Origin of the sequence: Leucobacter allii, from assembly GCF_022919155.1 — a bacterium.
In the GTDB taxonomy this organism is placed as follows: Bacteria; Actinomycetota; Actinomycetes; order Actinomycetales; family Microbacteriaceae; genus Leucobacter; species Leucobacter allii.
Map to the genome: position 1 here is coordinate 2,522,836 of NZ_CP095045.1, position 25,816 is coordinate 2,548,651.

Consider the following 25,816-nt stretch of genomic DNA (forward strand, 5'->3'; position numbering starts at 1 on the left):
GCCCGCATGACGCTCGAGGCCGCCGAGGCGACGTCCGCCGCCGAGATCGAGACGGCCCGCGCGCTCGTCGCCGAGGCGGAGGCGCACGACGGCGCCTCCGCGATCTCCGATCAGGCGCTCCTCGCCGCCGCGCAGGGGCAGCGCGCACTGCGCCTATTCTCCGAGGGGGGCTCGCCCCGGCCGGTCGCGGTCGGCGTCGTGGGCGACGGCGAGATCGATCTCGTGGTGCGTCCCGAGGAGCGCGGACGCGGGATCGGCGCCGCCGCGTCGCGAGCGCTGCTCGCGGCGACCGACGACGGCGTGCCGCTGCTCGCCTGGGCGCACGGCGAGAATCCCGGCGCGGAGGCGCTGCTGCGCGCGAGTGGCTTCGCGCCGGTCCGCTCCCTCTACCGGATGGCGCTCGACCCGGCGCTCCTGCCCGCGGACGGTCGCGATCCGTTCGGCCTCCCCGTGCCCGAGGGCCTCGCGCTGCGCGCCTTCGATCCGGCGTCGCCGCGCGACGCGGGTGCCTGGGTGCGGGCGAACGCCGCCGCCTTCGCCGACCACCCGGAGCAGGGCCGCATCACGGAGGTGGACTTCGCGATCCTGCGGCGCGAGCCCTGGTTCGATCCCGAGGACCTGCTGCTGCTCGCCGCGGGCGGCACCGGGGACGCCGCCGAGGACGGCGCGGGAGAGCTAGCGGGCTCGAGCTGGATCAAGACGGTGCGCGGCGAGAACGGGGACGCGGAGACCGAGCTCTACGCCGTCAGCGTGCGGCCGGAGTACGCCGGGCGCGGCCTCGGGCGCCTGCTGCTCGACGCGACCCTCGCTCGGATGGCGCAGCACGCCCCGGAACGGGTGACGCTGTACGTCGACGGCGAGAACGCCGCCGCCGTGCGGATGTACGAGACGGCCGGATTCACGATCGATTCACGCAGCCGTCAGTGGCGCCGCGAGCCGCGGGCGGGCGTCGATGTCAGAATGGACGCATGACCGAAGAGATCCGCGCCGTCGCCCCGGACCGGGCCGCGCTGCCGGCCGACCGCTACATCGACCGGGAGCTCAGCTGGCTCGCGTTCAATCAGCGGGTGCTCGAGCTGGCCGAGGATCCGGCCGTGCCGCTCCTCGAGCGGGCCAACTTCCTCGCCATCTTCGCCGCGAACCTCGATGAGTTCTTCATGGTCCGCGTCGCCGGGCTGAAGCGCCGCATCGTCACCGGGCTCGCCGTGCCGACGAACGTCGGCCGCGCCCCCACCGAGGTGCTCGCCGACATCAACCGCCGCGCCTACGAACTGCAGCTGCGGCACGCCGAGTGCTTCCGCACCCGCGTGCAGCCCGAGCTCGCGGCGGCCGGCGTGCGCATCGTCGACTGGGACGAGCTCGACGCCGCCGACCACGAGATCCTCCGCGACTACTACGAGCACCACATCTACCCGGTGCTCATGCCGCTCGCCGTCGATCCGGCGCACCCGTTCCCCTACATCTCCGGCCGCGCGCTGAATCTCTCGATCCGCGTGCGCAACCCGCGCACGGACAAGGTCGAGTTCGCGCGCCTGAAGGTGCCGCAGATGATCCCGCGGTACGTCAGGGTCGACCGCCGCGAGAGCGTTGACGACGTGCGCTACATCCCCCTCGAGGAGCTCATCGCGAACCAGCTCGAGGGCCTCTTCCCCGGCATGGAGGTCATCGACCATCACGTCTTCCGCGTGACCCGCAACGAGGATATGGAGATCGAGGAGGACGAGACCGAGAACCTCATCCAGGCGCTCGAGAAGGAACTGCTGCGGCGGCGCTTCGGCCCGCCCATCCGGCTCGAGATCTCCGACGACATGGACGAGGCGACGCTCGAGCTGCTCGTGCGCGAGTTCGACATCGACGAGCAGCAGGTGTACACGCTGCCCGCGCCCCTCGACCTCAGCGGGCTGTTCGCCCTGACCCGGATCGCGCGGCCCGACCTGAAGTTCCAGCCGCACATCCCCGTCACCCACCCGCTCTTCCGCACCAACTCGCCGAGCGAGAAGCCCGACACCTTCGCGGCGATCGCGCGGCGCGAGGTGCTCGTGCACCACCCCTACGAGTCGTTCGCGACGAGCGTGCAGGCCTTCGTGGAGCAGGCGGCCACCGATCCCGACGTGCTCGCCATCAAGCAGACGCTCTACCGCACCTCGGGCGACAGCCCCATCGTCGCCTCCCTCATCAAGGCCGCGGAGGCCGGCAAGCAGGTGCTCGCCCTCGTCGAGGTGAAGGCGCGCTTCGACGAGGAGGCGAACATCACCTGGGCCCGCAAGCTCGAGCAGGCGGGCGTGCACGTGGTCTACGGGCTCGTCGGCCTCAAGACGCACTGCAAGCTCGTGCAGGTGATCCGCGAGGAGAGCGGTCGTCTCGCCCACTACTGCCACATCGGCACCGGCAACTACAATCCGAAGACGAGCCGGATCTACGAGGACTTCGGCCTGTTCACCTCCTCCCCGGAGATCGGCCGCGACGTGACGAAGCTCTTCAACGTGCTCTCCGGCTACGCCATCGAGACCGACTACGACCGCCTGCTCGTGGCGCCGCTGCAGCTGCGCAGCGGCCTGCTCGAACGGATCGAGCGCGAGGCGGCGCACGCGAGGGCGGGGCGGCCGAGCGGGATCAGGCTGAAGGCCAACTCGATGGTCGACGAGACGATCATCGACGCCCTGTACCGCGCGAGCCAGGACGGCGTGCCGGTCGAGGTGTGGGTGCGCGGCATCTGCTCGATCCGCGCCGGGGTTCCGGGGCTCTCCGAGAACATCCAGGTGCGCTCCGTCCTCGGCCGCTACCTCGAGCACTCCCGCATCTACGCCTTCGAGAACGACGGCGAGCGCGAGGTCTTCATCGGCAGCGCCGACCTCATGCACCGCAATCTGGACCGGCGCATCGAGGTCCTCGTGCAGCTCTCGGACCGCGAGCACCTCGCGCGCATCGACCGCTTCTTCGCCTTCGCCTTCAGCGACGACGTGTCCTCGTGGCGCATGCTGCCGGACGGCTCCTGGCACCGCAGCGTCGTGAGCGAGTCGGGCGAACCGCTCCCCGATCTGCAGGATCTCGTCATGGAGGACCGCACGCAGGCCCGCTCGCGGAGATCGCGGTGAGCGGGCGCTCCGCGACGGCGGAGCCGGCACCGGGCGCGGAGATCCTCGCCGCGGGCACGGTGTGCTGGCGGCGCGTGCGCGCGAGCGACGGCGGCGAGCGGGTGATGGTGCTGCTCATCCATCGCACGAAGCAGCGGGACGTGTCCTTCCCGAAGGGGAAGCTCGATCCCGGGGAGAGCATGCCGCAGGCGGCCGTCCGGGAGACCCGGGAGGAGACGGGCCTCTCCGTCTCGCTCGGCGTCAATCTCGGCACGATCCAGTACGCGCTCAGCGGCGGCCGCAGCAAGACCGTGCAGTACTGGGCCGCGGAGGTCACCGCGGCGACCGCCCTCGCCTCGACGTTCACGCCGAACGGGGAGGTGCAGGCGCTCGAGTGGGTCCCCGTGGAGGAGGCGCGGAGACGGCTGAGCTACCGCGCCGACCGCGAGCTCTACGACGTCTTCCTCGGGCTCGCGGAGCACGGGCTGCTGGAGACCTTCTCCGTGACCCTGCTGCGGCACGCGAAGGCCGAGCCGCGCAGCGCGGCCTTCCCCGAGGACCGCGCGCGTCCCCTCCGCCCCTCGGGCGAGGAGCAGGCCGAGACCCTCGTGCCGATCTTGGAGGCCTTCGGCCCCCGGCGGATCCTGTCCTCCACGGCGACGCGATGCCTGGCGACCGTCGCCCCGCTCGCCGAGCACCTCGGCAAGCGCGTCCGCGAGAAGGAGGAGCTCAGCCAGGACTTCTGGGACGCGGGCGATCTCGACCCGCTGCGCCGCACCGTCGGCAAGCTCGTCGCGAAGGCCCGCAGCGCGATCGTGTGCAGCCACCGCCCCGTACTCCCCGACCTCGCGCGGGAGCTCACGCTCGCGACGGGCAGCGTCCCCGGCCGCTACATCGAGGAGGCCGCCGCGCTCCCGCCCGCCGGCTTCTCCGTCTTCCACTTCTCCCGGCTCCGCCCGGGGGCGGGGATCCTCGGCGTGGAGACCTACCCGCTGCAGCACTGAGCTCGGGGCGGCCGCCGCGCGGCGCTCACTCCTGGGTGATGAGCCACTCCCTCGCCCCGGCCTCGGCGGCGCCCATCGCGTTGACCGTGGCGCGGGTGCGCTCGAGCACGCCGGCGTCGAACTCCGCCGACTGGCAGACTCCCTGGGGCGCATCGGGCATCACGGAGCACCACTTGTAGCCGCCGTTCTGCGTGTTCGTCGCGGCGTTCCAGGCGACGTCGGTCGTCGTCCAGGCGCCGTCGGGCTGCTGGGCGAACTGCACCCGGGTCATCAGGAACTCGTTGTTCACCTGCTGGGCGGGCGGTGCGGACTCGCTGATGGTGTTGCCCGTGCCGTAGAGCACCCACTTCCCGCCATAGGACTCGAGCGGCTGCACCGCGTGGGCGTGGTGCTGGTACACGAAGTCGAACTGGCCGCTGTCGTGGAGCTGATGCGCGAGCTCCACCTGGCCGGGCGTCGGCTCCGACCAGTACTCCTCGCCGATGTGCTGCACGCCGATCACGATCTCGGCGCCGAGCTCCCGGGCCCGCTCGGCCTTCGCGATCGCCCGTTCCGGGTCCACCCGGGGCTCCGTCTCGCGGTAGTCGACCTGCCACTCGTGCTCCGCGTGCAGCCCGTTCAGCGAGAAGGTCGAGGTGATCACCGCGATCTTGACGCCGTTCGCCTCCACGATGAGCGGCTCGTCGCGCTCCCCCTCGGCGCGGTAGGAGCCGGTGTGGGCGATGCCGGCGGCGTCGAGCGCGTCGAGGGTCCGCACGAGCCCCTCGGTCCCCTGGTCGACGGTGTGGTTCGAGGCGGTCGTACACACGTCGTAGCCGACCTCCTTCACCGCCTTCGCGAGTTCGGGCGGCGTGCTGAAGGCGGGGTAGCCCGCGTAGGGCCCGCCCACGGGCGCGAGCGGCGTCTCCATCTGGCAGATCGCGAGGTCGGTCCGGTCGAGATAGGCCCGCTGCCCCTCGAGGAGCGGCACGAAGTCGAAGTTGTCTCCCTGCTCGTTCGTCGGGATCGCGTACGGCGTCCAGAGTCCCTCGTGGAAGAGCAGGTCGCCGGTCACGGCGACGCTGACGCAGCGCTCGGTCGGGCAGGCGGGACCGGCGCCCGGCTGGGGTTCGGGCTCGGGCTCCGGCGTCGGGGTCGCCGGCGCTTCCGCCGTGGGCTGCGGGGCCGGCTCGGCGGGCTCCGCTCCGGGCTCGGGGGCGCAGCCGACGGCGAGCGCGACGACGGCGAGGGCTGCGGCGAGGGCGGGGAGCTTCATCGTTCCGGTCACGTACTCCATGCTAACGGGCCACCCGCGTCGCCCCGGGAGTTCACCTGCTGTTCACCCATCGGCAGACCGCGCGTCACGCAGCGTGCCTAACGTGGACACGTGGCCGTTCGCGGTCATCATCCCCTGACCATCTCTCAGATTGGATCACCCCAACGTGAAGCTTTCAGCATTCGCCAAGGTCGCAGCCATCGGCGGCATCGCCGCCCTGACGCTCACCTCCTGCGCCACGAACGAGTCGGGCGCGGACACCGGCGACAGCGCTTCCTCCAGCCTTTCCGGCGAGCTCGTCGGCGCCGGCGCCTCCTCCCAGGACTCGGCCCAGGGCGCCTGGGTCGCCGGCTTCCAGACCGCCAACGCCGACGTCACGGTGAACTACGAGCCCTCCGGCTCGGGCGCCGGCCGCGAGACCTTCCAGCAGGGCGCGAGCGCCTTCGCCGGCTCGGACCGGGCGTTCAAGACCGACGAGATCTCCGCCGGCCCCTTCGAGGGCTGCGCGACCGGCGACATCGTCGAGTTCCCCGCCTACATCTCCCCGATCGCGATCATCTTCAACGTCGAGGGCGTGGACTCGCTCAAGCTCGACGCCGCCACCGTCGCGAAGATCTTCTCCGGCGAGATCACGAAGTGGAACGACGCGGCGATCGCGGATCAGAACCCCGACGCGACGCTCCCCGACCAGAACATCTCCGCCGTGCACCGCTCCGACGAGTCGGGCACGACCGGCAACTTCACCGACTACCTCGCGGCGGCCGCCCCCGAGGACTGGACCGTCGGCTCGATCGAGTCGTGGCCGACCGAGTTCGGCGGCGAGGGCGCCCAGGGCACCTCCGGCGTCGTGAGCGCCGTCACCAACGGCACCGGGACGATCGGCTACGCGGACGCCTCGCAGGCCGGCGAGCTCGGCACCGTCGAGATCAAGGTCGGCGAGGAGTACGTCGCCTACTCCCCCGAGGCCGCCGCAGCGATCGTGGACGCGTCGCCGCTCGAGGAGGGCCGCACGGATCACGATCTCGCGATCGCGCTCGACCGCACCTCGACCGAGGCGGGCGTCTACCCCATCGTGCTCGTGAGCTACCTCATCGGTTGCGAGGAGTACGCGGACGCGGCGAACGCCGAGCTCGTCAAGTCCTACTTCAGCTACATCGTGAGCGAGGACGGGCAGAGCACGGCCGCGGAGGCCGCCGGCAGCGCCCCGATCTCCGAGGACCTGCGCGGCAAGATCCAGACCGCGATCGACTCGATCAAGTGATCGCCCCCGGGCGTCGGGGCCGGAGCGGCCCCGACGCCCGGTCTCCGTCCGCATCCGTCCCTTCCCAGGAGCCCGAGTGACCACCGCCCCCACCTCCACGGCCCCCGCGTCCCGGGCCCCCGCCCCCGGAAACCGATCCTCAGCCTCGGCGACCGGGTGTTCTCCCGTTCGGCCGTCTTCGCGGGCAGCATGATCCTGGTCACGCTCGCCGCCGTCGCGATCTTCCTCATCGCGCGCAGCCTCCCCGCCTTCGTCGCCACTGACGAGACCGCGTCGCTGCTCTCCAGCAACTTCTGGGCCTACGTCGGCCCCCTCGTCTTCGGCACCGTGTGGGCCGCGGCCCTCGCGCTGCTCGTCGCGCTGCCGCTCGCGATCGGCATCGCGCTCTTCATCTCCCACTACGCGCCCCGCAAGCTCGCGCAGGTGCTCGGCTACGTCGTCGATCTGCTCGCCGCGGTGCCCAGCGTCGTGTTCGGCCTCTGGGGCATCGGCGTCCTCGCACCCGCCGTGCAGCCGATCTACGTGTGGCTGAACGAGTACCTCGGCTGGATCCCCCTCTTCAGCGGCGTCGTCACCGGCACCGGGCGCACGATCCTGACGGCCGCCCTCGTGCTGGCCGTGATGATCCTGCCGATCATGACCGCGATCTGCCGCGAGGTCTTCCTCCAGGCGCCTCCGCTCCACGAGGAGGCGGCGCTCGCGCTCGGCGCGACGCGCTGGGAGATGATCCGGCTCGCCGTGCTCCCCTTCGGCCGCTCCGGCATCGTCTCGGCGGCGATGCTCGGGCTCGGGCGGGCGCTCGGCGAGACGATGGCCGTCGCCATGGTGCTCTCGGCGACCGGCGTCATCAGTCTGCGCCTGCTCACCTCCGAGAACCCGTCGACGATCGCGGCGAACATCGCGCTCTCCTTCCCCGAGGCCTACGGCGAGAACATCAACGTGCTCATCGCGACCGGCCTGATCCTGTTCGTCGTGACGTTCCTCGTGAACGCGGTCGCGCGCTGGATCGTGAGCCGGCGCGCAGAGTTCTCGGCGGCGAACTGATGCTGCAGCAGACCACCCCCACAGAGAAGAGGACCCCCTCCGTGTCCCTCACCGTCCGCCCCTCCGGCGCCGGCTCGGCCCTCGCGGGCAATCGGCTCTCGCGTCGCACGCCGTGGATCGTGCTCGGCGCGAGCCTCGTCGCCTCCTTCGCGCTGTTCGCCCTGCTCGCGGCCGCCGCCGGCTCCGCGTTCTCCCTGGTCGGAGCGGTGCTCGTGGGCGCCATCGGCTATCTCGTGGTCATCACGGTGATGTCGACGCTCGTCGAGGGCTCGAGGCAGGCCGTCGACCGCTTCGTCACCGGGCTCGTCACCGGGGCCTTCCTGGTCGCGATGGTGCCGCTGATCTCCGTCGGCATCACCGTCATCAGCAACGGCCTGGCCCGCTTCGACGGGGAGTTCTTCAACTCCTCCATGCGCAACGTGACCGGCGAGGGCGGCGGAGCGCTGCACGCCATGGTGGGCACGCTGCTCATCACGCTCGCCGCGACCGTCATCTCCGTGCCGCTCGGCCTCATGACCTCGATCTACCTCGTCGAGTACGGCCGCGGGCGCCTCGCGCGGATCATCACCTTCCTCGTCGACGTCATGACGGGCATCCCGTCCATCGTCGCCGGCCTCTTCGCGTTCGCGCTGTTCGCGCTCTTCTTCGGCCCCGGGGTCCGCATGGGCATCGTGGGCGCCGTCGCGCTGTCGGTCCTCATGATCCCGGTCGTCGTCCGTTCCAGCGAGGAGATGCTGCGGCTCGTGCCGAACGAGCTGCGCGAGGCCGCCTACGCCCTCGGCGTGCCCAAGTGGCGGACGATCCTGAAGGTGGTGCTCCCCACCTCCATCGCGGGCATCACCACGGGCATCATGCTCGCGATCTCCCGCGTCATCGGCGAGACCGCGCCGCTGCTCATCACGGCGGGCTTCACGGCCTCCATGAACTACGACCTCTTCTCCGACCGCATGCAGTCCCTCCCGGTATACGTGTACACGCAGTTCATGAACCAGGGCAACCCGGCCTTCGCGTTCGTCGACCGCGCCTGGGCCGCGGCGCTCGTGCTCATCCTGATCGTCATGGCCCTGAACCTCTTCGCGCGGCTCATCGCGCGCTGGTTCGCGCCGAAGACCGGCCGCTGACCGGTCCCCGCCCCTGCAGACTCCGAACGAAAGCACCCATCGCATGTCCAAGCGCATCGAGGTCTCCGACCTCAACGTCTACTACTCCAAGTTCCTCGCGGTCGAGGGCGTCTCGATGAACATCGAGCCCCGCAGCGTCACCGCGTTCATCGGCCCCTCCGGCTGCGGCAAGTCCACCTTCCTGCGCACCCTCAACCGGATGCACGAGGCGATCCCGGGCGCCCGCGTCGACGGCGAAGTGCTGCTCGACGGCGAGGACCTCTACGGCGCCGGCGTCGATCCCGTGCTCGTGCGCCGGCAGATCGGGATGGTCTTCCAGCGCCCGAACCCCTTCCCCACGATGTCGATCCGCGAGAACGTGCTCGCCGGGGTGCGCCTCAACAATCGGCGCATCTCGAAGGGCGACGCCGACGCCCTCGTGGAGAAGTCCCTCGTGGGCGCGAACCTCTGGAACGAGGTGAAGGACCGCCTCGACAAGCCGGGCTCCGGCCTCTCGGGCGGTCAGCAGCAGCGCCTGTGCATCGCCCGCGCGATCGCCGTCTCCCCCGAGGTGCTCCTCATGGACGAGCCCTGCTCCGCGCTCGATCCGATCTCCACGCTCGCGATCGAGGACCTCATCGACCAGCTGAAGCAGGAGTACACGATCGTCATCGTGACCCACAACATGCAGCAGGCCTCCCGCGTCTCCGACCGCACCGCGTTCTTCAACATCGCGGGAACGGGCAAGCCGGGCAAGCTCATCGAGTACGACGAGACCTCCACGATCTTCTCGACCCCCTCGGTGCAGGCCACCGAGGACTACGTCTCCGGTCGCTTCGGCTAGGCCGCCGCGCGCAACGGGCACCGAGAGCGGCGCCCGCCGTCGATCGAGGGGAGGGATCCCCGGGGTCGCGGCGGGCGCCGCTCCGTCGGTTCCGAGCCCCTGCGGCACCGTCGTCTCAGGCCGTGCAGGAGTCGTCTCAGGCCGTGCAGGAGTCGTCCCAGGCCGTGCAGGAGTCGTCTCAGGCCGTGCAGGATCCCGAGGCGACCGGCTCCGAGAGCGATTCGGCGAGCGCGAGCACGGGGGCGAGCTCCGCCATGGACAGCGCGAAGCCGATCTCCGCGCTCGTGTCGGACTTCGCGAAGATCATCCCCGCGACGGCGCCGTCCGCGGTGAGGAGCGGGCCGCCGGAGTTCCCCGGGCGCACCTCCCCCGCGATCGTCGTCACCGAGCGGGTGACCGTGCCGCCCCCGCCGACGTCGCTGCCGAGGAGCGGGCCGGTGACGAGCGCTGCGGCGCTCCGCGAGGCGAAGGGACCGCCGTAGGGGTACCCCTGGAAGAAGACGGTGTCGCCGGCGGCGGGATCCGCGGCGATGCGCAGCGGCGCGGCGGTCAGCCCGTCCGCCCGGAGCACGGCGATGTCGGCCGCGGGATCGAAGTAGACGAGCCTGGCCGCCTCCGGGATCGCGCCGGACTCCTCGACGACGATCTCCTGGGCGCCGGCGACGACATGGGCGTTCGTCATCACCACGCCGTCGGAGACGACGAAGCCGCTGCCCGAACTCGAGGTGCTGCAGGCCGGCGAGTTCGTCGTGATCCGAAGCACGGATCGCGCCGCGGCGTCGAGGGCGGCCGTGTCGGCATCGGCGTCGGGCGCCCGGCCCGCGTCGATCCCCGCGGCCTCCAGCATCGTCGGAATGCCGTCCTCGAGCGCGGCGGAGCGCAGCCGCGCGAGCGCCGCCTCGACCGGCTCCGGGGTCGCGCTCTGCAGGAAGCGGAGGACCGAGGAGGAGGCGACGGCCTGCGAGAGCGCGGGGACCCCGAAGGAGGTCACGCTCATCGCGAGCACGAGGACGGTGGCGAGGGACACCCCGAGGTTCGCCGCGGCGCCGAGCACCCGATCCAGCGGGGCAAGCTTCGCCCGCTCGGCGGACCGCCGGACCGCGCGCCCGATGCGGCCCCCGAGGGCCGCGCCGAGCCCCAGCAGCAGGAGCCCCGCGGCGAGCGCCGCGACGACGTTCCAGCCGACCGCGGGCACCTCGCGGGAGACGAACGGCATGACGACGAGTGCGGCAGCTCCCCCCGCGACCAGGCCGAGCGCGGCGCCGAGCGTGCGCAGCAGCCCGCGGGCGAACCCGGCGATCGCGGCAGCTGCGACGAGCACGACGAGGAGCACGTCGAGGATCTGTCCGATGGTCACGCGCTCACTGTAGCGAGCCCGCTTCGGAGAAAGATGGCGAACGGCTGCCAGTCGCCCCGCGCGGAGGTACACTTGCGCAGTGAACACCAGGATGGGCTCGTCGCTCGAAGCGACGCCAGAGGAGCCTCCGTTATCGGGTCGCCGACACGCGCTGCGCTCGTGGCTGCTCGCCGAGACGGCTGAGCCGCCCGGGGAGCACGCCGGCCCGCACGGCCGACCGGGGCAGGAGCGCCGGGCCCACTGGCTCCGGGTGATGTGCCTCACCGGCGTCGACTACTTCTCCACCCTCGGCTACCAGCCGGCCATCGCCGCACTCGCCGCGGGCGCGGTCGCGCCGATCGCCACCATCGTGCTGGTCGCCGTCACCCTGCTCGGCGCCCTACCGGTGTACCGTCGCGTCGCGCGGGAGAGCCCCCACGGCACCGGCTCGATCTCGATGCTCGCCAGGCTCCTCCCCCGCTGGGGCGGCAAGCTCGCGATCCTGGCCCTCCTCGGCTTCGCCGCGACCGACTTCATGATCACCATGACCCTGTCGGCGGCGGACGCCACCGCGCACCTCGTCGAGAACCCCTTCGCGCCGCGCGGCTTCGCCGGCCAGGAGGTCGTCATCACGCTCGCGCTGCTCGCCGGTCTCGGCGTCGTCTTCCTCCGCGGCTTCCGCGAGGCGATCCGGCTCGCCACCGCGCTCGTCGCCGCGTTCCTCGCCGTGAACCTCGTGGTCGTCGTCGTCGCGATCGGCCATCTCGTGGCCGATCCGATCGTGATCGGCGACTGGTGGGGCGTGCTCACCGCGCAGCACGGCGATCCGCTGCTCGTCGTCGCGATCGCGCTCGTGGTCTTCCCGAAGCTCGCCCTCGGGCTCTCCGGCTTCGAGACCGGCGTCGCGGTCATGCCCCAGATCCGCGGCGACGCCGCGGACACCGCGGAGCGGCCCGAGGGCCGGATCCGGGGCGCGCGGCGCCTCCTCACCACCTCGGCGCTCATCATGAGCGGCTTCCTCGTCACCTCATCGATCACAACGGTCGCCCTCATCCCCGCCGCCGAGTTCCAGCCGGGCGGGGCGGCGAACGGCCGCGCCCTCGCCTACCTCGCCCACGCCTATCTCGGCGAGGGCTTCGGCACCGTCTACGACATCATCACGATCGCGATCCTCTGGTTCGCCGGCGCCTCGGCGATGGCGGGCCTGCTGAATCTCGTCCCGCGCTATCTGCCGCACTACGGCATGGCCCCCGCGTGGGCGCGCGCGACGCGGCCGCTCGTGCTCGTGTTCACCGCCGTCGCCTTCGCGATCACGGTGATCTTCGAGGCGAGCGTCGACGCGCAGGGCGGGGCGTACGCGACCGGCGTGCTCGTGCTCATCACCTCGGCGGCGGTCGCGGTGACGCTCACGGCGCGGGCGCGGAAGGAGCGCGGGGCGACCATCGGTTTCGGGATCGTGAGCCTCGTCTTCCTGTACACCACGGTCGCGAACATCATCGAGCGGCCCGACGGCATCAAGATCGCCGGCTGCTTCATCCTGGGGATCCTCGCGGTGAGCCTCGTCTCCCGCGTCCTCCGGTCGACGGAGCTGCGCGCGACCGCCGTGCGCCTCGAGCCCTCGGCCGCGGCGTTCATCGAGGCTCCCGGACAGCTCCGGCTGATCGCCCACACGCCGGACGATCTGTCGGCGGAGCGCTACGCCGCGAAGCTCGAGCACGCGCGGCGCGCGCATCGCCTGCCCGACGCCGACGCGCTCTTCATCGAGGTCGAGATCTCCGACAGCTCGGACTTCGAGGGCGAGCTGCTCGTGCGGGGCGTCGAACGCCACGGCTTCCGCGTGCTCGTGGTGCGCAGCAGTTCGGTGCCGAACGCCATCGCCGCGGTCGCGCTGCACCTGCGCGACGCGCTCGGCTGCACGCCGCACGTCTACTTCCGGTGGAACGAGGGGAATCCGATCGCCGGCTTCGCCCGCTTCCTGCTCTTCGGCGAGGGCGAGATCGCGCCGATGACGCGCGAGGTGCTGCGGGAGGCGGAGCCCGATCACACGCGCCGTCCGTGGGTGCACGTCGCCTGAGTGCGGTCGTCGACCGGAGAGGAAGGAACCGAGCCGCAGAACGCCTCTCGGCGGAAGGCCGCTCGAAGCGGCGAAAATTGGAGCCCGGGGTTACTGCGGCCCGGCACGAGAGATTCTACCGCAGTCTCCTCCGCGCACCAGGGCGGGTTCGGGCCCGGGCGCGTCAGGCGAGCGTGCCGTCCCGCCAGCGGCGCGCCCCCGCGTGCAGCTCCTGCGCGAGCGTCGAATAGCGCAGCGCCCGGGTGGTGAGCTGCGTCGCGTGCGCGTCGTCGTGCGCGTCCCGCGCGTCCGCGAGGTCGGCCGCGCCGAGCGCCATGAGGCGGCAGTAGCTTGCAGCGCGATCGAGCGCGGCGCCGAGATCCCCCGCGAAGACTCCGCGCAGGATCGTGTCGCACAGCCCCGCGATCGAGCCGGGGGTCACGGGCTCCGCGGCGCCGGCGACGACCGGATCGATGGTCGCCGAGGCGGCGCTCCCGCGCGTGAAGAGGTCGGCGGCCGCCTCGGGATCCGCGGCGACGACGCGACGCAGGAGGTAGAGGCGCCAGAGCACGCCGGCGAGGGAGTGCGTGCCCTCCGCCGCCCAGAGCTCCGCGATGTCGTCGATGCCGTCGCCCGAGGCGAGCCCGACGACCCGCTCGACGACCTGGGGATCGGCGCCGCGTCGCACCCGGTCCAGCAGCGCCCACGAGGTCTCCTGAGCGAGGCGGTGGGCCGCGCCGGGCTCGTCAGAGCCGATGATCCAGTCGAAATCGGCGGTGGGCTGCAGGATGGGACGCTGATGGTCTCGGTGCACGGAACTCCTCGGGTGTCTCCGCGGGGCCTGGCGCACGGGATGGTGCGCGATCTCCGGCCGCCCGCGGACCCGGAGAGTCTACGCCGCCGGGAGCCCGCGCGCATGGGAGCCGGGTTGGAATCCCGTCACGCGGCCCGGGCACGGGCCCGGCACCGTCGGGGCGCGGGCCCGATCCGACCGGGGCGCGTGCCGTGCGCGGTGCTTGGGGATCCGCCGCGGCGGTGCTATCGTCGGCTGCAATCAACGTGAATATCGGCCATCGAGCCGCAGCGGGAGAGTCCGGGGGCGTGCGACCCGGCGCCGTAGGAGCAAGCCCTCCCCGGGAATCTCTCAGGCACCCGTACCGCTGCAGCACGGCAACTCTGAAAAGCAGCCGCGACGCCGCGGCTCACCGAAGGTGCAAGGACGCGCTCGTCGCGAACGGACGGGGCGTTCGAATCTCTCAGGTCCCAGTACAGAGCGGGGAGGATCCCAGTCCGCCCGCGCGAACGCGCACCCCGTTCGGAGACCCCATGACCGCCGTTCCCGCCTCCCCCGCAGGCTCCCCAGCGACCGTACCCGCAGCCTCCCCCGCCGTACCCGCAGACTCCACGACCGCACCTGCAGACTCCCCGGCGACCGTACCCGCAGCCTCCCCCGCCGTCTCTTCCACGACGGCACCCGCTGCCCCGTCGCTCCCGCCCGCGCGGGCGCGATCGGGCACGAGCGTGTTCGAACTGTTCACGGTGGGCCTCGGCCCGTCGAGCTCGCACACCGTCGGACCGATGCGCGCCGCCCGCGGCTTCGTCGACCGAGTGCGCGCCGCGGGGCTCGTGGACCGGGTCGCCGGACTGCGCGTCGAGCTCACCGGCTCGCTCGCGGCGACCGGGCGCGGGCACGGCACCTTCACCGCCGTGCTGCTCGGACTGGAGGGCTTCGACCCCGGGACCGTGCTCCCCGACGAGGCGGATCGGGCGCTCGCCCGGATCCGCTCGGAGGGGACGGTCCGGCTCGCCGCCGAGCTGGGGTCCCCGACGGTCGAGCTCGACTTCGGCGTCGAGGATCTCGTGCTGCGCCCCCTCACCGTGCTGCCGAGACACACGAACGGGATGCGCTTCGCGGCCCTCGACGCCTCGGCCGCCCCGCTCCACGAGGAGCTCGCCTACTCGGTCGGTGGCGGCTTCGTCGTGCGGGAGGGCGAGGAGGAGTCCGGCGAATCCGCGGCCGGCCCGGCGGAGCCCTATCCGTTCCGCACGGCCGCCGAACTGCTCGCGCATGCCAGGGGGTCCGGGCGCTCGATCGCGGAGGTGATGCTCGCGAACGAACGGAGCCGGCACGAGGAACGGGATATCCAAGATGGCCTTGCCCGCATCTGGCAGGTCATGGAGGCCTGCAAGAACTCGGCGCTCACCCGCACGGGGCCCCTGCCCGGCGGCCTCGGCGTGCGACGCCGCGCGCCCGAGTGGCATCGGCGGCTGAGCGAGCGCGATCCGGATCGGGATCCGCGGTACTGGCAGGAGTGGATCAACCTCGTCGCGCTCGCCGTGAACGAGGAGAACGCCTCGGGAGGGCGCGTCGTCACGGCGCCGACGAACGGCGCGGCGGGTATCATCCCCGCGGTGCTCTTCTACGCCACGCACTACCACCCGGAGGCGGCGGGCTGGTGCGCGGCGCAGCGCCAGGAGGTCGTCGGGGAGTTCCTGCTCGCCGCCGCCGCGGTCGGCGCCCTCTACCGGGAGCAGGCGTCGATCTCCGGGGCCGAGGTCGGCTGCCAGGGCGAGGTCGGGTCCGCATCCTCGATGGCGGCGGCGGGACTCGCGCAGGTGCTCGGGGGCACCCCCGAGCAGGTGGAGAACGCCGCGGAGATCGCCATGGAGCACAACCTCGGCCTCACCTGCGACCCGGTCGGCGGTCTCGTGCAGATCCCCTGCATCGAGCGCAACGCGATCGCGGCCGGGAAGGCGGTCAACGCGGCGAACATGGCGCTCATGGGCGACGGCTCGCACCACGTCAGCCTCGATCAGGTGATCGCCACGATGCGCGAGACCGGGAAGGACATGAGCGACAAGTACAAGGAGACCGCGCTCGGCGGCCTCGCCGTGAGGGTCGGCGTCGGCGTGAACACCGTGGAATGCTGAGCGCGGATCGGGGCCCGGCACGGTGCGGATCCGGCGCGGATCCTGCGCCGCTTCGGGTCTGGGCGTCGCTTCGGGTCTGGGCGTCGCTTCGGTGAGCGATGCGGCTTCCGTCACACCGATCCGCACGATCCCGACTCACCGAAGCCGCATCGCTCACCCAAGCTGCACCTCGGCCCGAGCTCGGCGGGCGCGACCCTTCGCCGCTCGCGCCCGGGGCGGGATTCCCCTCCCCGAAAACACGGTAGATTAGTGAGGCACGGGCCTCTAGCTCAGTTGGTAGAGCATCGGACTTTTAATCCGCGGGTCGTGGGTTCGAGTCCCACGGGGCCTACCGCGTTCCCCGCCCCGATTCAGCGGAACGCCCTCCACAAGTCGGGACGGCGCCGGGGTCCGAACGGGACGGGCGAGACGCCCTCACCTCGCCCCGGCACCGGCCGAGAGGGTTCCCGCGAGGAGCCGAGCACCGTTACCCGGAGCTCCCCGCGGGAGTCTGCGCGCGATCCGCGCCGTCGTCATCCCCCGAGGGAGACGGGCATGCGATCGCGATCGTACGTGATGCCGTTGAAGCCGTGCGGGGCGGGCGAGCCGTCCGCCCCGATGTTCACGAAGACGATGCGCTCGATGGTGAGGATCGTCCTGCGGTTGATCATGTTGCGCACGACCGCGCGCATCGTCAGCGAGGTGCGCCCGAACTCCGTGGCGACGAGGCCCATCTCGATGAGGTCGCCCTGCCGCGCCGAGGCCTCGAAGTTGATCTCCGAGATGAACTTCGTGACCACATGGGGATTGCCGAGCTGCAGGATCGCATAGATCGCCGCCTCCTCGTCGATCCAGCGCAGCAGGCTGCCGCCGAAGAGCGAGCCGTTGGCGTTGAGATCCTCGGGCCGCACCCACTTGCGGGTGTAGAAGTTCACCCCCGGGTCCGTATCCTGCGCCGCCATGCCGATGAGCATACGAGGCGCGTGTTTCGGGATCGGGTCGCGCAGGTTTCGTCGATCGCTCCATCCGGTGTTCGCCGCGCCGTCCCGCCGCAGCGCGTCCCGAAGCAGTGGGATGACCCCTCGCGATCAGTCGCGACGCGTCGCGGACCGCGACCTCGCCTCAGGCGCCGCCCAGATCCGCACGCACGAGTCCGCCGTCGACGCGGATCTCCCGGTCGGCGACCGCGACATCCTCGGCGTCGTGGGTGACCCATACGACGGCCGCTCCGCGCGCAGCCTCGGCCCGGAGGATCTCGCGCGTGCGACCCCGACTCGCCGCGTCGAGGCCCGCGGCCGGCTCGTCGAGGATCAGGATCGCCGGCATCGCGACGATGCCCTGGGCGACGAGCGCGCGCTGCCGCTGCCCGCCCGAGAGCTCGGTCCACGGACGCGCACCGAGCCCCTCGAGGCCGACGCGCGCCAGCGCCGCGTCGACGGCCCGCGCCCGGCGAGTCCGGCGCGGCGCGCGTTCGAGGCGCGCCCAGCGCGCGGAGCGCGGGCGCCAGCCGCCCATGGCGACGACGTCGTGCACGGTGAGGGGCAGGTGCGGGGCGACGTCGGGCTGCTGGACCACGAGCGCGACCGCCGCGGCGCGCTCGATGGCGCCGCCGCTCGGCCGACGCACGCCCGCGAGCAGTTCCACGAGCGTGGACTTGCCCGAACCGTTGACGCCGGTGATCGCCACGAGCTCCCCGAAACCGATCTCGAGGTCGACGCCGCGGAGCACGGGCTCCCCACCGTAGTCGAATCGCAGACCGCGGGCGAGCAGCGCCTGCCGAACGCCGGGGGCCGCGTCCCGAGCGGAGCCTGCGGAGCGCTCTGCGAGCCCGGAGCGCTCTGCGAGCACGGAGCGCACGGAGCAGGACGAGCGGGAGGTCTCCGGGCCGGCCGAGGCGGTCGGGTCGTCCACCGGGACGGCCGGGGCGGCCGCGGAGTGGGACGCGGGAGCGGCGTCGAGCCGAACGGCAGGGCCGGACCGGACAGCGGACTCGGGCCGGGCCTGCGACGCGGACCGGGAGGCGAGAGACGGGAAGCGCATGATTCCGACTTTAGCATTTGATAATCATTATCGTTATGAGTACGCTGAACGACCGTGCCCACCTTCCCCGCCTCGCCGCTCGGCCCTGTCCTCGACCCCTTCGTCGTCGAGTTCATGCGTCACGCCCTGCTCGCCGGTGCCGTGACCGCGATCATCTGCAGCGTCGTGGGCACCTGGGTCGTGATCCGCGGGATGGCGTTCCTCGGCGAGGCGATCGGCCACGGCATGCTGCCCGGGGTCGCAATCGCGACGGTCGTCGGCGCGCCGCTGCTCCTCGGCGCCGCGGCGAGCGCCGCCCTCATGAGCGCCGCCATCGGCGCGCTGCAGCGCCGCGGCCGACTCTCCTACGACACGAGCATCGGCCTGCTCTTCGTCGGCATGCTCTCGCTCGGCGTCATCATCGTCTCGCACTCGCGCAGCTTCGCGACCGACACGACGGCGATGCTCTTCGGCGACATCCTCGCCGCGGAATCGGGCGATGCCGTGCTCCTGTGCGGCGCGCTCGCCGTGACGCTCGCGATCGCGATCCTCTGCCACCGCGCCTTCGTCGCCGCCGCCTTCGATGCGCGGATCGCGCAGGCGCTCGGGCTGCGGCCCCGGCTCGCGCGCTTCGCGCTCGTCGCGCTCGTCACGCTCGCCGTGGTCGCCTCCTACCAGATCGTCGGCAGCCTCCTTGCAGTGGCGCTGCTGCTCGCCCCGGCCGTGGCGGCGGGTCGGTGGACCGCGCGGATCCCGGCGACGATGCTCCTCGCGAGCGGCTTCGGGATCGCCGCCGTGGTGTCGGGCCTGCTCGCATCCTGGCACCTCGGCACCGCCGCCGGCGCGTCGATCGCGTTCGGCGCGATCCTGCTCGCCGCGGCTTCGACCCTCGTCCGCGCTGCCGTCGACCGGATCCGACGCCGCAGGGCCACCGGCGGAGGCGCCGCCGATGCACGCGCCGAACCCCCGCATCGAGACGACGCCCCCGCGCGCAGCATCGCCGTTCCTCCCACCCGTTGACCTCAGAGAAAGCCGCAATGACCTCCCACCGCTTCATCCTCGCCGCCGCCGCCGCAGCCGCCGCGACGCTCCTGCTCGGCGGCTGCGCCGCCTTCACCGGCGGCGGCGCCCCCGTCGACCCTCACGGCACGACGGGGCCCGCCGCCGAGAACGCCGACCACGGCGCCGTCGCCGGCGCCAGCGAGGTCGCCGAGCCGCCGCTGCAGCTCCTGAGCATCGACGACGCCGGATCCGTCGGGATCCACGACCTCCTCGCCGGGACGGACACCGAGATCGGCGAGCTGCCCGGGATCGTCGGCACGGCGACCGACGGTCGCTACGTGTTCGCCGAGTCCGTGCGCGCCGACGCATCCGACTCCGATACGCACTTCCCGGACATCGCCGGAGGCACCGCGGGCGTTCATGTCATCGACAGCGGTGTCTGGACCTGGGATCACGTGGACCACTTCCACTACTACCGGGCGGCGCCTGCCCTGCTCGGCGAGGTCGCCGGCGAGGGGCCGGTCGCAGTCTCCGGCGGACCGCTCGCCACGGCCGGCGGCACCGCGCTCGCCTTCGCGGGATCGCGGGAGGCGGTGCTCCTCGACAATCACGCCCTCTCCCAGGGGGAGCTCGTCGAGACGCTGCGCCTCCCGCTCGACGGCGCCTCCGGCGATCCCCTCGTCGCGGCGCCGATCGGCGAGGGCATGGTCGTGAGTTCGGCGACCGGCGATGACGGAGAACTGCGGTTCGTCGGTCCCGAAGAACCGGGATCCACCGATGCAGGATCCGACGATGCCGGTTCCGACGATGCAGGATCCGACGATGCGGGATCCGGAGGCGCGGACGCCGAGAGCGCGGAGGCCGAGGGTGCCGGATCCCGCGGATCGGCGGCGCCCTGCGCCGCCCCGTCTGGCACCATCACCACGCGCGTCGGCCTCGTCATCGGCTGCGCCGACGGAGCGGTGCTCGTGACGACCAGCGCGGGAACGGGCGGCGCGGACGGCGTCGACTTCACGCGGATCCCCTACCCCGAGGCCGCCGCGGGGGGCGAGCCGGCCGCCGAGCGCGCCCTCGCCTTCGACGGCAGGAAGGGGCGGCCGACCGTCGCCGGCATCGCGGGCGACACCGGGTTCTGGCTGCTCGACACCCGCGAGCGGGCCTGGTCATTCATCCCGACGGAGGCGCCGCTCGCCCGCGTCGTCGCGGTGGACGACGGCGCCGCGGACGCGCCCGCGCACGTCGTCGGACTCGGCACGGACGGACGGGTGCGGGTGTTCGACGCCGAGAGCGGCGCGCTGCTGGGCGCCACCGACGCGCTCGTGCGCGCGGAGGGGGCGGCCAGGGGCGGAACCGCCTCGCTCTTCGTCGACGCCCAGCGGGCCTACGTCAACGATCCCGCGACCGGCGAGGTCTTCGAGATCGATTACGCGGACGGCGCCCGTGTCGCCCGGGCGATCTCACCGGGCACTCCCGCGGCGCACCTCGCGGAGGTGGGACGATGACCCGCCGCGTGTCGGCCCCGCGCATCGCGCGGCGAGCTCGCCGGCGCATCGCGATCCTCGCCCCCGCGCTGCTCGCGGCCGCCCTCCTCGGCGGCTGCGCCGCTCCCGGCGCCGGCGGTTCGCCCGCCGAGGCGTCGGGCGCCCCGCGCATCGTCGTCACCACCAACATCCTCGGCGACGTCGTCTCGGCCGTCGTCGGGGATGAGGCGGAGGTCACGACCCTCATGCGCCCGAACGCCGACCCGCACTCCTTCGAGATCTCCGCGCAGGAGGCCGCCCTCCTTTCCTCGGCCGAGCTCGTCGTATCCAACGGACTGGGCCTCGAGGAGGGCCTGCAGCAGCACCTCGATGGCCTCGCCGGAGACGCCGGAGACGGCGGGAACGCCGGGGACGCGCGACTGCTCACCGCCGGCGACGTGATCGACCCCCTCCCCTACGCGGAGGGCGACGCGGCCGGCACGCCTGATCCGCACTTCTGGACCGATCCGGCGCGGATGGGGGACGTCGTCGACGCCGTCGCCGAGCGCGTCGCCGCGATCGACGGCGTCGATCCCGAACGGATTGCGGAGCGGGCGGCCGACTACCGAGCGGAGCTCGCGGAGCTGGATGCCGAGATGACGACCGCCTTCGACGCGATCCCGCGGGATCGCCGGGCGCTCGTCACCAACCATCACGTGTTCGGCTACCTCGCCGCGCGCTTCGACTTCCGAGTCGTGGGGGCGGTGATCCCCGGCGGCACGACGCTCGCCTCGCCGAGCGCCGCGGATCTGCGCGAGCTCACGTCGGCGATCGAGCAGGCCGGCGTGCCCGCGATCTTCGCGGAGTCCTCCCAGCCCGACCGCCTCGTGCAGGTGCTCGCGAGCGAGGCGGGGATCGATGTCGACGTCATCGAGCTGTACACGGAGTCGCTGACCGCCCCGGGCGAGGGCGCCGACACCTACCTGACCATGATGCGCGCGAACACGCAGCGCATCGCCGACGGGCTCGGGGCGTGAGCGGGTCCGTCCGCTCCGGCGGACGGACCCGCTCGGATCCCGGGACCGACCCTCCAGAGAAAGAGAGAACATGACGCATCTTCCAGGACGCAGGACCGCCGCCGTGGCCGCGCTGGCCGGCATCGCGCTGCTCGCCACGGCCTGCTCGACGGCGGACGCCGGCGGCGAGGCAGCAACGGGCGGGGCCCGGGACGGCGCCGCGGCGCAGGTCGCCGGCGCCGACGGCCGCATCGCGGTCGCCTACGCGAACGGGATCGCGGTGCTCGACGCGGCGACGCTCGACGTGGTCGAGGAGTTCGAGACGGAGGAGTTCACCCGTCTGAACGCCTTCGGCGATGGCGAGAACGTCGCCGTCACGACGTCCGAGGGCTTCCAGATCCTCGACACGGCCGCCCCCGAGCTGACCTCCACCGTCTTCCCGGCCACCACTCCGGGGCACGTCGTCGTGCACGACGGCAAGACCGTGCTCTTCGACGACGGCACGGGCGCCACCACGATCGTCGAGACCGATGCGCTGCGCGACGGCGACGGCGCGCTGCCCGAGACCGTCGAGTACACGGCGGACGCGGCGCACCACGGCGTCTCGATCGTGCTCGCGGACGGCACCCTGCTCACCACCGTGGGCGACGAGACCGCGCGGACGGGGGCCGTCGCGCTCGGACCGCACGACGATCACTGGCACGAGCTCGCCGCGAGCGACGAGTGCCCCGGCATCCACGGCGAAGGCACCGCGAAGGGCGAGGCGGTGATCTTCGGCTGCGAGGACGGCGCGCTGCTCTACCACGACGGCGCCTTCGAGAAGTTCACCGCCCCGGACGCCTACGGGCGCATGGGCAACGCCTACGTGTCCGAGACCAGCCCGATCGTCGTCGGCGACTACAAGTCAGACCCGGACGCGGAGGGCTACCTGCTCAACTCGCTCGCGCTCATCGATACCTCGGCGCACTCCTACGAGGTCGTCGACCTGCCCGACGAGGTGCAGTTCACCTACCGCGATGTGGCGCGCGGCCCGGAGGACCTCGCCTACATCATCGCCACGGACGGCAGCATCCACGTCCTCGACCCCGCCTCGGGCGAGCTGGTCGATGAGTTCCCGGTGATCGACGCGTGGGAGGGGCCGGCCGAATGGCAGGATCCGCATCCCTCGATCAAGGTGGCCGGCGACATCGCCTACGTCACCGAACCTGCGGCGAACGCCCTCCACGCGATCGACCTCACGACGGGCGAGATCCTCGCGAGCGCCGAGTTCGCCGAGGCGCCGAACGAGATCGCCGTGGCCTGAGCCCGGAGGACGGCCTACGTGCCCGGAGCCGGATTCCGGTGCCGGGCCCGCGGGCCGTCTGTGCGCTCAGGCGCGCCGGTACTGCGCGGTGACGGGGCAGTCGAAGGGGTCCCTGGCCGAGAGCCCCACCCGGTTGAGGTAGGCGATCACGATCGCGTAGGAGCGCCAGAGGGACGTCTCCGTGTAGGGGACGCCGAGGGTGCGGCAGTGCTCGCGGACGATGGTCCGGGCGCGCGCGAGGTGCGGCCGCGCCATGCTCGGGAAGAGATGGTGCTCCACCTGGTAGTTCAGTCCGCCCATGAGCCAGGTCGCCCACCATCCGCCGCGGATGTTGCGCGAGGTGCGCACCTGCTTGGTGAAGAAGTCGAGGCGCGCGTCGTGCGCGATGACCGGCATGCCCTTGTGGTTCGGCGCGAACGATGCGCCCATGTAGACGCCGAAGACGGCGAGCTGCACCCCGAGGAAGGCGAAGGCCATGCCGAGCGGGAGCACCCAGAAGACGGGCACGAGGACGACGGCGAACCGGGCGACGATGATCGAGAGCTCGATCCAGCGGCCGCGCACGGGCTCGCGGCCGAACAGGTGGGCGAAGCTCTGCGCGTGCAGGTTGAGGCCCTCCAGGGTGAGCAGCGGGAAGAACCACCATCCCTGCCGCTTCGTGAGCGCCCGGCGGAAGCCGCGGGCCTGCGCCGCGTCCTCCTCGAGGAAGGAGATGGTGTCGACCTCGATGTCGGGATCCTTGCCGACGCGGTTGGGGTTCGCGTGGTGCCTGGTGTGCTTCGAATCCCACCACGCGTAGCTCATGCCGATGAGGCCGGCGAGGACGCGGGCGAGCCGGTCGTTGGCGGGACCGCGCGCGAGGATCTGCCGGTGGGCGGCCTCGTGCGCGAGGAAGGCGGTCTGGGTGAAGACGATGCCGAGCGCCGCGGCGATGAGCAGTTGGAACCAGCTCTCCCCCAGCAGCACGAATCCGGTGACGGCGCCGCCGAAGGCGAGGAGCAGCGCAGCGCCGACGGCCGCGTAGAACCACGGCGCGCGCCGGAGCAGTCCGGATTCCCTGACCACCTGGGAGATCTGCGAATAGGTCTTCGCGACGGAGGGGAAGTCCCCGGTCTTCGCCCGGGTCGGCGTGTATCCGCCCGACGTGAGAGTAGCGGTATCCACGATGCGCACCTGTTCCATTCCGGAGCGCTGCGAGCAGCGGTCCTGATAAGCCACAGGCGGTTGCCGATCGCTGCTCGCAACGCTACCGCCCCGAGCATGGCGGAAGCTGCATGCACGGTGCACGCTCAGGAAGCGCGAGGCGCGGCAACGCCACGGCGAGCGGGGGCTGGGGCGGGACGCACGGGCTCGGGACGCGCGCTCCGGCGGCGCCGGGCCGCAGAGGCCTGCGCCCGCGACATGCGGGAGGCAATCGACCGCGGAATCACCCGATCAGATGACGATATGTGGTGGCCGGTGGTGGACCTAATCGGAACTCCCAGAGGCGGCTGGATCGCCTGGTTTCCGCGTGGGAGCAGGGCGATCGAGGTGGCTCACATGAGTCGAGCGTCGACGAGGAACCCGATCCTGGGGTGGTCTCGAACCCTAGTAGACGTAATCGAACACCACTGACGGTGAAGGAAGTAGAGGCTATTCAAACCGCTCGGGCGAACGGCGAGAGCGTGCTATCGATCGCGAAGCAGTTCAACATCCACCGGATGACGGTGTGGGAGCACACGAAGCAATCAGGGGTGCGGCCACGGTGAGCCAAGCTCGAGGGCCCCTGTGCCAACTCCTGCGGTCGTCAATGCGACACATCGGATGCCGACCTTTCCCGAGTTCGTCGCGCGGCTGGGAAAACATGTCCCAAAATCGTGGTTTCACCTCAACCAGTCACGACGCCAACTTCCGCGACGCAATCGTCAGCTCCGCTGCGGCTGCTGGGCAGCGTCTCACATAGGTGATGTTCACGAGGCACGTCCGTGCACACAGTTCCCCCAATATCCTCGGCTCATGGCAAGACCTCCGCGATGGCAGGCGACCCTCGACGCCAGCATCGAAGAGGCGTGCCTGGCCGTGCGCCTCTACAACGACTCGGCGGAGGCACGGGCGTTCGAGGGATTCGTCGTCCACATGCACCTGGCATGGCTGTACCTGCTGCACGCAGAGTTCGTCCGCGACGACGTCGACTTTCGCTACTGGGACCCGAGCTTCAAGAAGCGCCTGCTCAAGGTCGACGGCGAGCCGAAGCGGTGGGAGCTGGAACGCTCGATGAAGGAGCGTTGGCCGGCGGACCCGGATCCGGCCCGCGCCAACCTCGCTCTCTCTTCATCCGGCTCCGGAACCGGCTCGAGCACCGCCACGCGCACGCGGACGAGGCGCTGATGCTCAACCTCTCCGGCCACGCCCATGCCCTGCTCGTCAACTACGAGTCCGAGCTCACGGCTCAGTTCGGCGACAACCAGTCACTGGCGCTCCGGCTGCGGCTGCCGATCTTCGTCGGCACGTTCACTCCCCAGGGAAAGCAGGCCCTCCGCCGGTTCCGCAAGACGCTGCCGGCCGACCTGCGCACCTTCGTGACTGAGTACGAGTCTGGCCTCGACGAGGCAGTGACCGCCGACCCGCGCTACGAGTTCCGGCTGCGGGCGATGGTCGAACTGGCCCCCAAGGACCCGGACGCCGTCGCCATGCAGTTCACGCACTACGCGGACATGACCGATGACGAGCGGGCTGCCGTCGAGGAGCTCGGACGGCGAGGGCAGGTCATCGTGCGCGACCGCAAGCAGCCGGTATCCGGCCTCGGCAGGCTCATGCCGAAACCTGCTGCAGCGGAGGTCGAAGCCGGCATCCCGTTCGTGTTCAACCAGAGCCACTTCACCGCCGCGTGGAAGAGGAAGGAGGTCCGTCCACCGAACGGCGACCCGAACCCCGACCGGACGAACAGCGACTTCTGCGAGTACGACGAGCCGACGAAGTCCTACCGGTACACGAAGGCGTACGTGAACCACCTCATCAAGAAGTGCGGGACGACGGAGGGGTTCAAGGAGACCACAGGCATGACGGCCCGTCCGAAGGCCACGATCAGCACGAGTTCCCCGTCTTCTTCCGCGAGCTGATCTGTTCTCGCTCCGCTCCTGAGCCCATGCCAATGGG

Annotated in this window: 21 protein-coding genes, 1 tRNA gene and 2 riboswitches; of the genes, 16 read left to right on the plus strand and 6 right to left on the minus strand. The window is 71.7% G+C overall.

The genetic code is table 11. From position 1 onward, the window contains the following. The first annotated feature begins 6 nt into the window (after positions 1–6). From mshD to MUN78_RS11720, 3 genes are read left to right on the plus strand one after another with little or no spacing between them, the layout of a single operon-like run. Positions 7–972 (plus strand): mycothiol synthase, encoded by a 966-nt coding sequence (gene mshD, locus MUN78_RS11710; protein WP_244726614.1) that lies wholly within the window; start codon positions 7–9, stop codon positions 970–972. Further along, positions 969–3,095 (plus strand): RNA degradosome polyphosphate kinase, encoded by a 2,127-nt coding sequence (locus tag MUN78_RS11715; RefSeq protein ID WP_244726616.1) that lies wholly within the window; start codon positions 969–971, stop codon positions 3,093–3,095. The genes mshD and MUN78_RS11715 overlap by 4 nt, the downstream gene beginning before the upstream one ends. Next, positions 3,092–4,078: an NUDIX hydrolase gene (locus MUN78_RS11720; RefSeq protein ID WP_244690124.1), complete on the plus strand. Its 987-nt coding sequence runs from the start codon at positions 3,092–3,094 to the stop codon at positions 4,076–4,078. Before MUN78_RS11715 ends, MUN78_RS11720 begins: the two co-directional genes overlap by 4 nt. 25 nt (positions 4,079–4,103) lie before the next feature. On the opposite strand, the gene MUN78_RS11725 is transcribed toward MUN78_RS11720, so the two are convergent. After that, positions 4,104–5,354, minus strand: coding sequence for a CapA family protein (locus MUN78_RS11725; protein ID WP_244726618.1), 1,251 nt, complete (start codon positions 5,352–5,354; stop codon positions 4,104–4,106). A 145-nt stretch (positions 5,355–5,499) separates the two neighbouring features. On the opposite strand from MUN78_RS11725, the gene pstS reads away from it, so the two are divergent. The 4 genes from pstS to pstB all read left to right on the plus strand — a co-directional run bounded on the left by pstS (position 5,500) and on the right by pstB (position 9,582). Beyond that, positions 5,500–6,594, plus strand: coding sequence for a phosphate ABC transporter substrate-binding protein PstS (gene pstS, locus MUN78_RS11730; RefSeq protein WP_244690128.1), 1,095 nt, complete (start codon positions 5,500–5,502; stop codon positions 6,592–6,594). A 156-nt stretch (positions 6,595–6,750) separates the two neighbouring features. Then, positions 6,751–7,638, plus strand: a complete 888-nt coding sequence (gene pstC / locus MUN78_RS11735) for a phosphate ABC transporter permease subunit PstC (RefSeq protein ID WP_429952178.1) — start codon at positions 6,751–6,753, stop codon at positions 7,636–7,638. Beyond that, a complete protein-coding gene (gene pstA / locus MUN78_RS11740; protein ID WP_429952179.1) occupies positions 7,638–8,759 on the plus strand; it encodes a phosphate ABC transporter permease PstA in 1,122 nt (373 codons plus the stop codon). The genes pstC and pstA overlap by 1 nt, the downstream gene beginning before the upstream one ends. Before the next feature lie 43 nt (positions 8,760–8,802). Then, on the plus strand, positions 8,803–9,582 hold the full coding sequence (gene pstB / locus MUN78_RS11745; RefSeq protein WP_244690132.1) for a phosphate ABC transporter ATP-binding protein PstB: 780 nt from the start codon (positions 8,803–8,805) through the stop codon (positions 9,580–9,582). Positions 9,583–9,760: 178 nt separating this feature from the next. On the opposite strand, the gene MUN78_RS11750 is transcribed toward pstB, so the two are convergent. After that, complete coding sequence (locus MUN78_RS11750; RefSeq protein ID WP_244726620.1) at positions 9,761–10,939, minus strand: MarP family serine protease; 1,179 nt, start codon at positions 10,937–10,939, stop codon at positions 9,761–9,763. Positions 10,940–11,030: 91 nt separating this feature from the next. Between MUN78_RS11750 and MUN78_RS11755 the strand changes: the two genes are divergently transcribed. Next, positions 11,031–12,992, plus strand: a complete 1,962-nt coding sequence (locus MUN78_RS11755) for an APC family permease (RefSeq protein ID WP_429952326.1) — start codon at positions 11,031–11,033, stop codon at positions 12,990–12,992. 163 nt (positions 12,993–13,155) lie between these two features. On the opposite strand, the gene MUN78_RS11760 is transcribed toward MUN78_RS11755, so the two are convergent. Beyond that, positions 13,156–13,785: a hypothetical protein gene (locus tag MUN78_RS11760; protein ID WP_244726623.1), complete on the minus strand. Its 630-nt coding sequence runs from the start codon at positions 13,783–13,785 to the stop codon at positions 13,156–13,158. Positions 13,786–14,045: 260 nt separating this feature from the next. Continuing rightward, a riboswitch (glycine riboswitch) is annotated at positions 14,046–14,141 on the plus strand. Position 14,142: 1 nt separating this feature from the next. Next, positions 14,143–14,253: riboswitch (glycine riboswitch) on the plus strand. A gap of 296 nt (positions 14,254–14,549) precedes the next feature. Here MUN78_RS11760 and MUN78_RS11765 point away from each other — a divergent pair. After that, positions 14,550–15,902: an L-serine ammonia-lyase gene (locus tag MUN78_RS11765; RefSeq protein WP_244730081.1), complete on the plus strand. Its 1,353-nt coding sequence runs from the start codon at positions 14,550–14,552 to the stop codon at positions 15,900–15,902. Between the two features lie 258 nt (positions 15,903–16,160). Beyond that, positions 16,161–16,233, plus strand: a tRNA-Lys gene (locus MUN78_RS11770). 181 nt (positions 16,234–16,414) lie between these two features. Here the strand turns inward: MUN78_RS11770 and MUN78_RS11775 are convergent. Continuing rightward, the gene (locus MUN78_RS11775; RefSeq protein WP_244726625.1) at positions 16,415–16,843 is read right to left on the minus strand and encodes an acyl-CoA thioesterase; all 429 of its coding nucleotides are present in this window, start codon (positions 16,841–16,843) and stop codon (positions 16,415–16,417) included. A gap of 160 nt (positions 16,844–17,003) precedes the next feature. Then, on the minus strand, positions 17,004–17,792 hold the full coding sequence (locus MUN78_RS11780) for a metal ABC transporter ATP-binding protein (RefSeq protein ID WP_244726627.1): 789 nt from the start codon (positions 17,790–17,792) through the stop codon (positions 17,004–17,006). 243 nt (positions 17,793–18,035) lie between these two features. On the opposite strand from MUN78_RS11780, the gene aztB reads away from it, so the two are divergent. The 4 genes from aztB to aztD all read left to right on the plus strand — a co-directional run bounded on the left by aztB (position 18,036) and on the right by aztD (position 22,681). After that, a complete protein-coding gene (gene aztB / locus MUN78_RS11785; protein WP_244730082.1) occupies positions 18,036–18,920 on the plus strand; it encodes a zinc ABC transporter permease AztB in 885 nt (294 codons plus the stop codon). Between the two features lie 17 nt (positions 18,921–18,937). Continuing rightward, complete coding sequence (locus tag MUN78_RS11790) at positions 18,938–20,404, plus strand: ABC transporter (protein WP_244726629.1); 1,467 nt, start codon at positions 18,938–18,940, stop codon at positions 20,402–20,404. Then, entirely contained in the window at positions 20,401–21,399 is a 999-nt protein-coding gene (gene aztC / locus MUN78_RS11795; RefSeq protein WP_244726631.1) for a zinc ABC transporter substrate-binding protein AztC, read from the plus strand. The genes MUN78_RS11790 and aztC overlap by 4 nt, the downstream gene beginning before the upstream one ends. Positions 21,400–21,469: 70 nt before the next feature. Further along, positions 21,470–22,681: a zinc metallochaperone AztD gene (aztD, locus tag MUN78_RS11800; protein ID WP_244726633.1), complete on the plus strand. Its 1,212-nt coding sequence runs from the start codon at positions 21,470–21,472 to the stop codon at positions 22,679–22,681. Between the two features lie 66 nt (positions 22,682–22,747). Here the strand turns inward: aztD and MUN78_RS11805 are convergent, their stop codons facing one another. Continuing rightward, positions 22,748–23,863 carry a fatty acid desaturase family protein gene (locus MUN78_RS11805; RefSeq protein ID WP_429952327.1) on the minus strand — a complete coding sequence of 372 codons (1,116 nt, stop codon included), beginning with the start codon at positions 23,861–23,863 and terminating at the stop codon, positions 22,748–22,750. Positions 23,864–24,676: 813 nt separating this feature from the next. On the opposite strand from MUN78_RS11805, the gene MUN78_RS11810 reads away from it, so the two are divergent. Both MUN78_RS11810 and MUN78_RS11815 read left to right on the plus strand, forming a co-directional pair. Then, complete coding sequence (locus MUN78_RS11810; protein WP_244726637.1) at positions 24,677–25,048, plus strand: DUF3644 domain-containing protein; 372 nt, start codon at positions 24,677–24,679, stop codon at positions 25,046–25,048. After that, on the plus strand, positions 25,048–25,779 hold the full coding sequence (locus MUN78_RS11815) for a DUF3644 domain-containing protein (RefSeq protein ID WP_244726639.1): 732 nt from the start codon (positions 25,048–25,050) through the stop codon (positions 25,777–25,779). Before MUN78_RS11810 ends, MUN78_RS11815 begins: the two co-directional genes overlap by 1 nt. Positions 25,780–25,816 lie beyond the last annotated feature (37 nt).

Coding starts and splice junctions, on each gene's coding strand:
- mshD (WP_244726614.1), top strand. CDS start 7: ATGACGCTCGAGGCCGCCGAGGCGACGTCCGCCGCCGAGATCGAGACG.
- MUN78_RS11715 (WP_244726616.1), top strand. CDS start 969: ATGACCGAAGAGATCCGCGCCGTCGCCCCGGACCGGGCCGCGCTGCCG.
- MUN78_RS11725 (WP_244726618.1), bottom strand. CDS start 5,354: ATGGAGTACGTGACCGGAACGATGAAGCTCCCCGCCCTCGCCGCAGCC.
- pstA (WP_429952179.1), top strand. CDS start 7,638: ATGCTGCAGCAGACCACCCCCACAGAGAAGAGGACCCCCTCCGTGTCC.
- pstB (WP_244690132.1), top strand. CDS start 8,803: ATGTCCAAGCGCATCGAGGTCTCCGACCTCAACGTCTACTACTCCAAG.
- MUN78_RS11755 (WP_429952326.1), top strand. CDS start 11,031: ATGGGCTCGTCGCTCGAAGCGACGCCAGAGGAGCCTCCGTTATCGGGT.
- MUN78_RS11765 (WP_244730081.1), top strand. CDS start 14,550: ATGCGCGCCGCCCGCGGCTTCGTCGACCGAGTGCGCGCCGCGGGGCTC.
- MUN78_RS11775 (WP_244726625.1), bottom strand. CDS start 16,843: ATGGCGGCGCAGGATACGGACCCGGGGGTGAACTTCTACACCCGCAAG.
- aztB (WP_244730082.1), top strand. CDS start 18,036: ATGCGTCACGCCCTGCTCGCCGGTGCCGTGACCGCGATCATCTGCAGC.
- MUN78_RS11790 (WP_244726629.1), top strand. CDS start 18,938: ATGACCTCCCACCGCTTCATCCTCGCCGCCGCCGCCGCAGCCGCCGCG.
- aztC (WP_244726631.1), top strand. CDS start 20,401: ATGACCCGCCGCGTGTCGGCCCCGCGCATCGCGCGGCGAGCTCGCCGG.
- aztD (WP_244726633.1), top strand. CDS start 21,470: ATGACGCATCTTCCAGGACGCAGGACCGCCGCCGTGGCCGCGCTGGCC.
- MUN78_RS11805 (WP_429952327.1), bottom strand. CDS start 23,863: ATGGAACAGGTGCGCATCGTGGATACCGCTACTCTCACGTCGGGCGGA.
- MUN78_RS11810 (WP_244726637.1), top strand. CDS start 24,677: ATGGCAAGACCTCCGCGATGGCAGGCGACCCTCGACGCCAGCATCGAA.
- MUN78_RS11815 (WP_244726639.1), top strand. CDS start 25,048: ATGCTCAACCTCTCCGGCCACGCCCATGCCCTGCTCGTCAACTACGAG.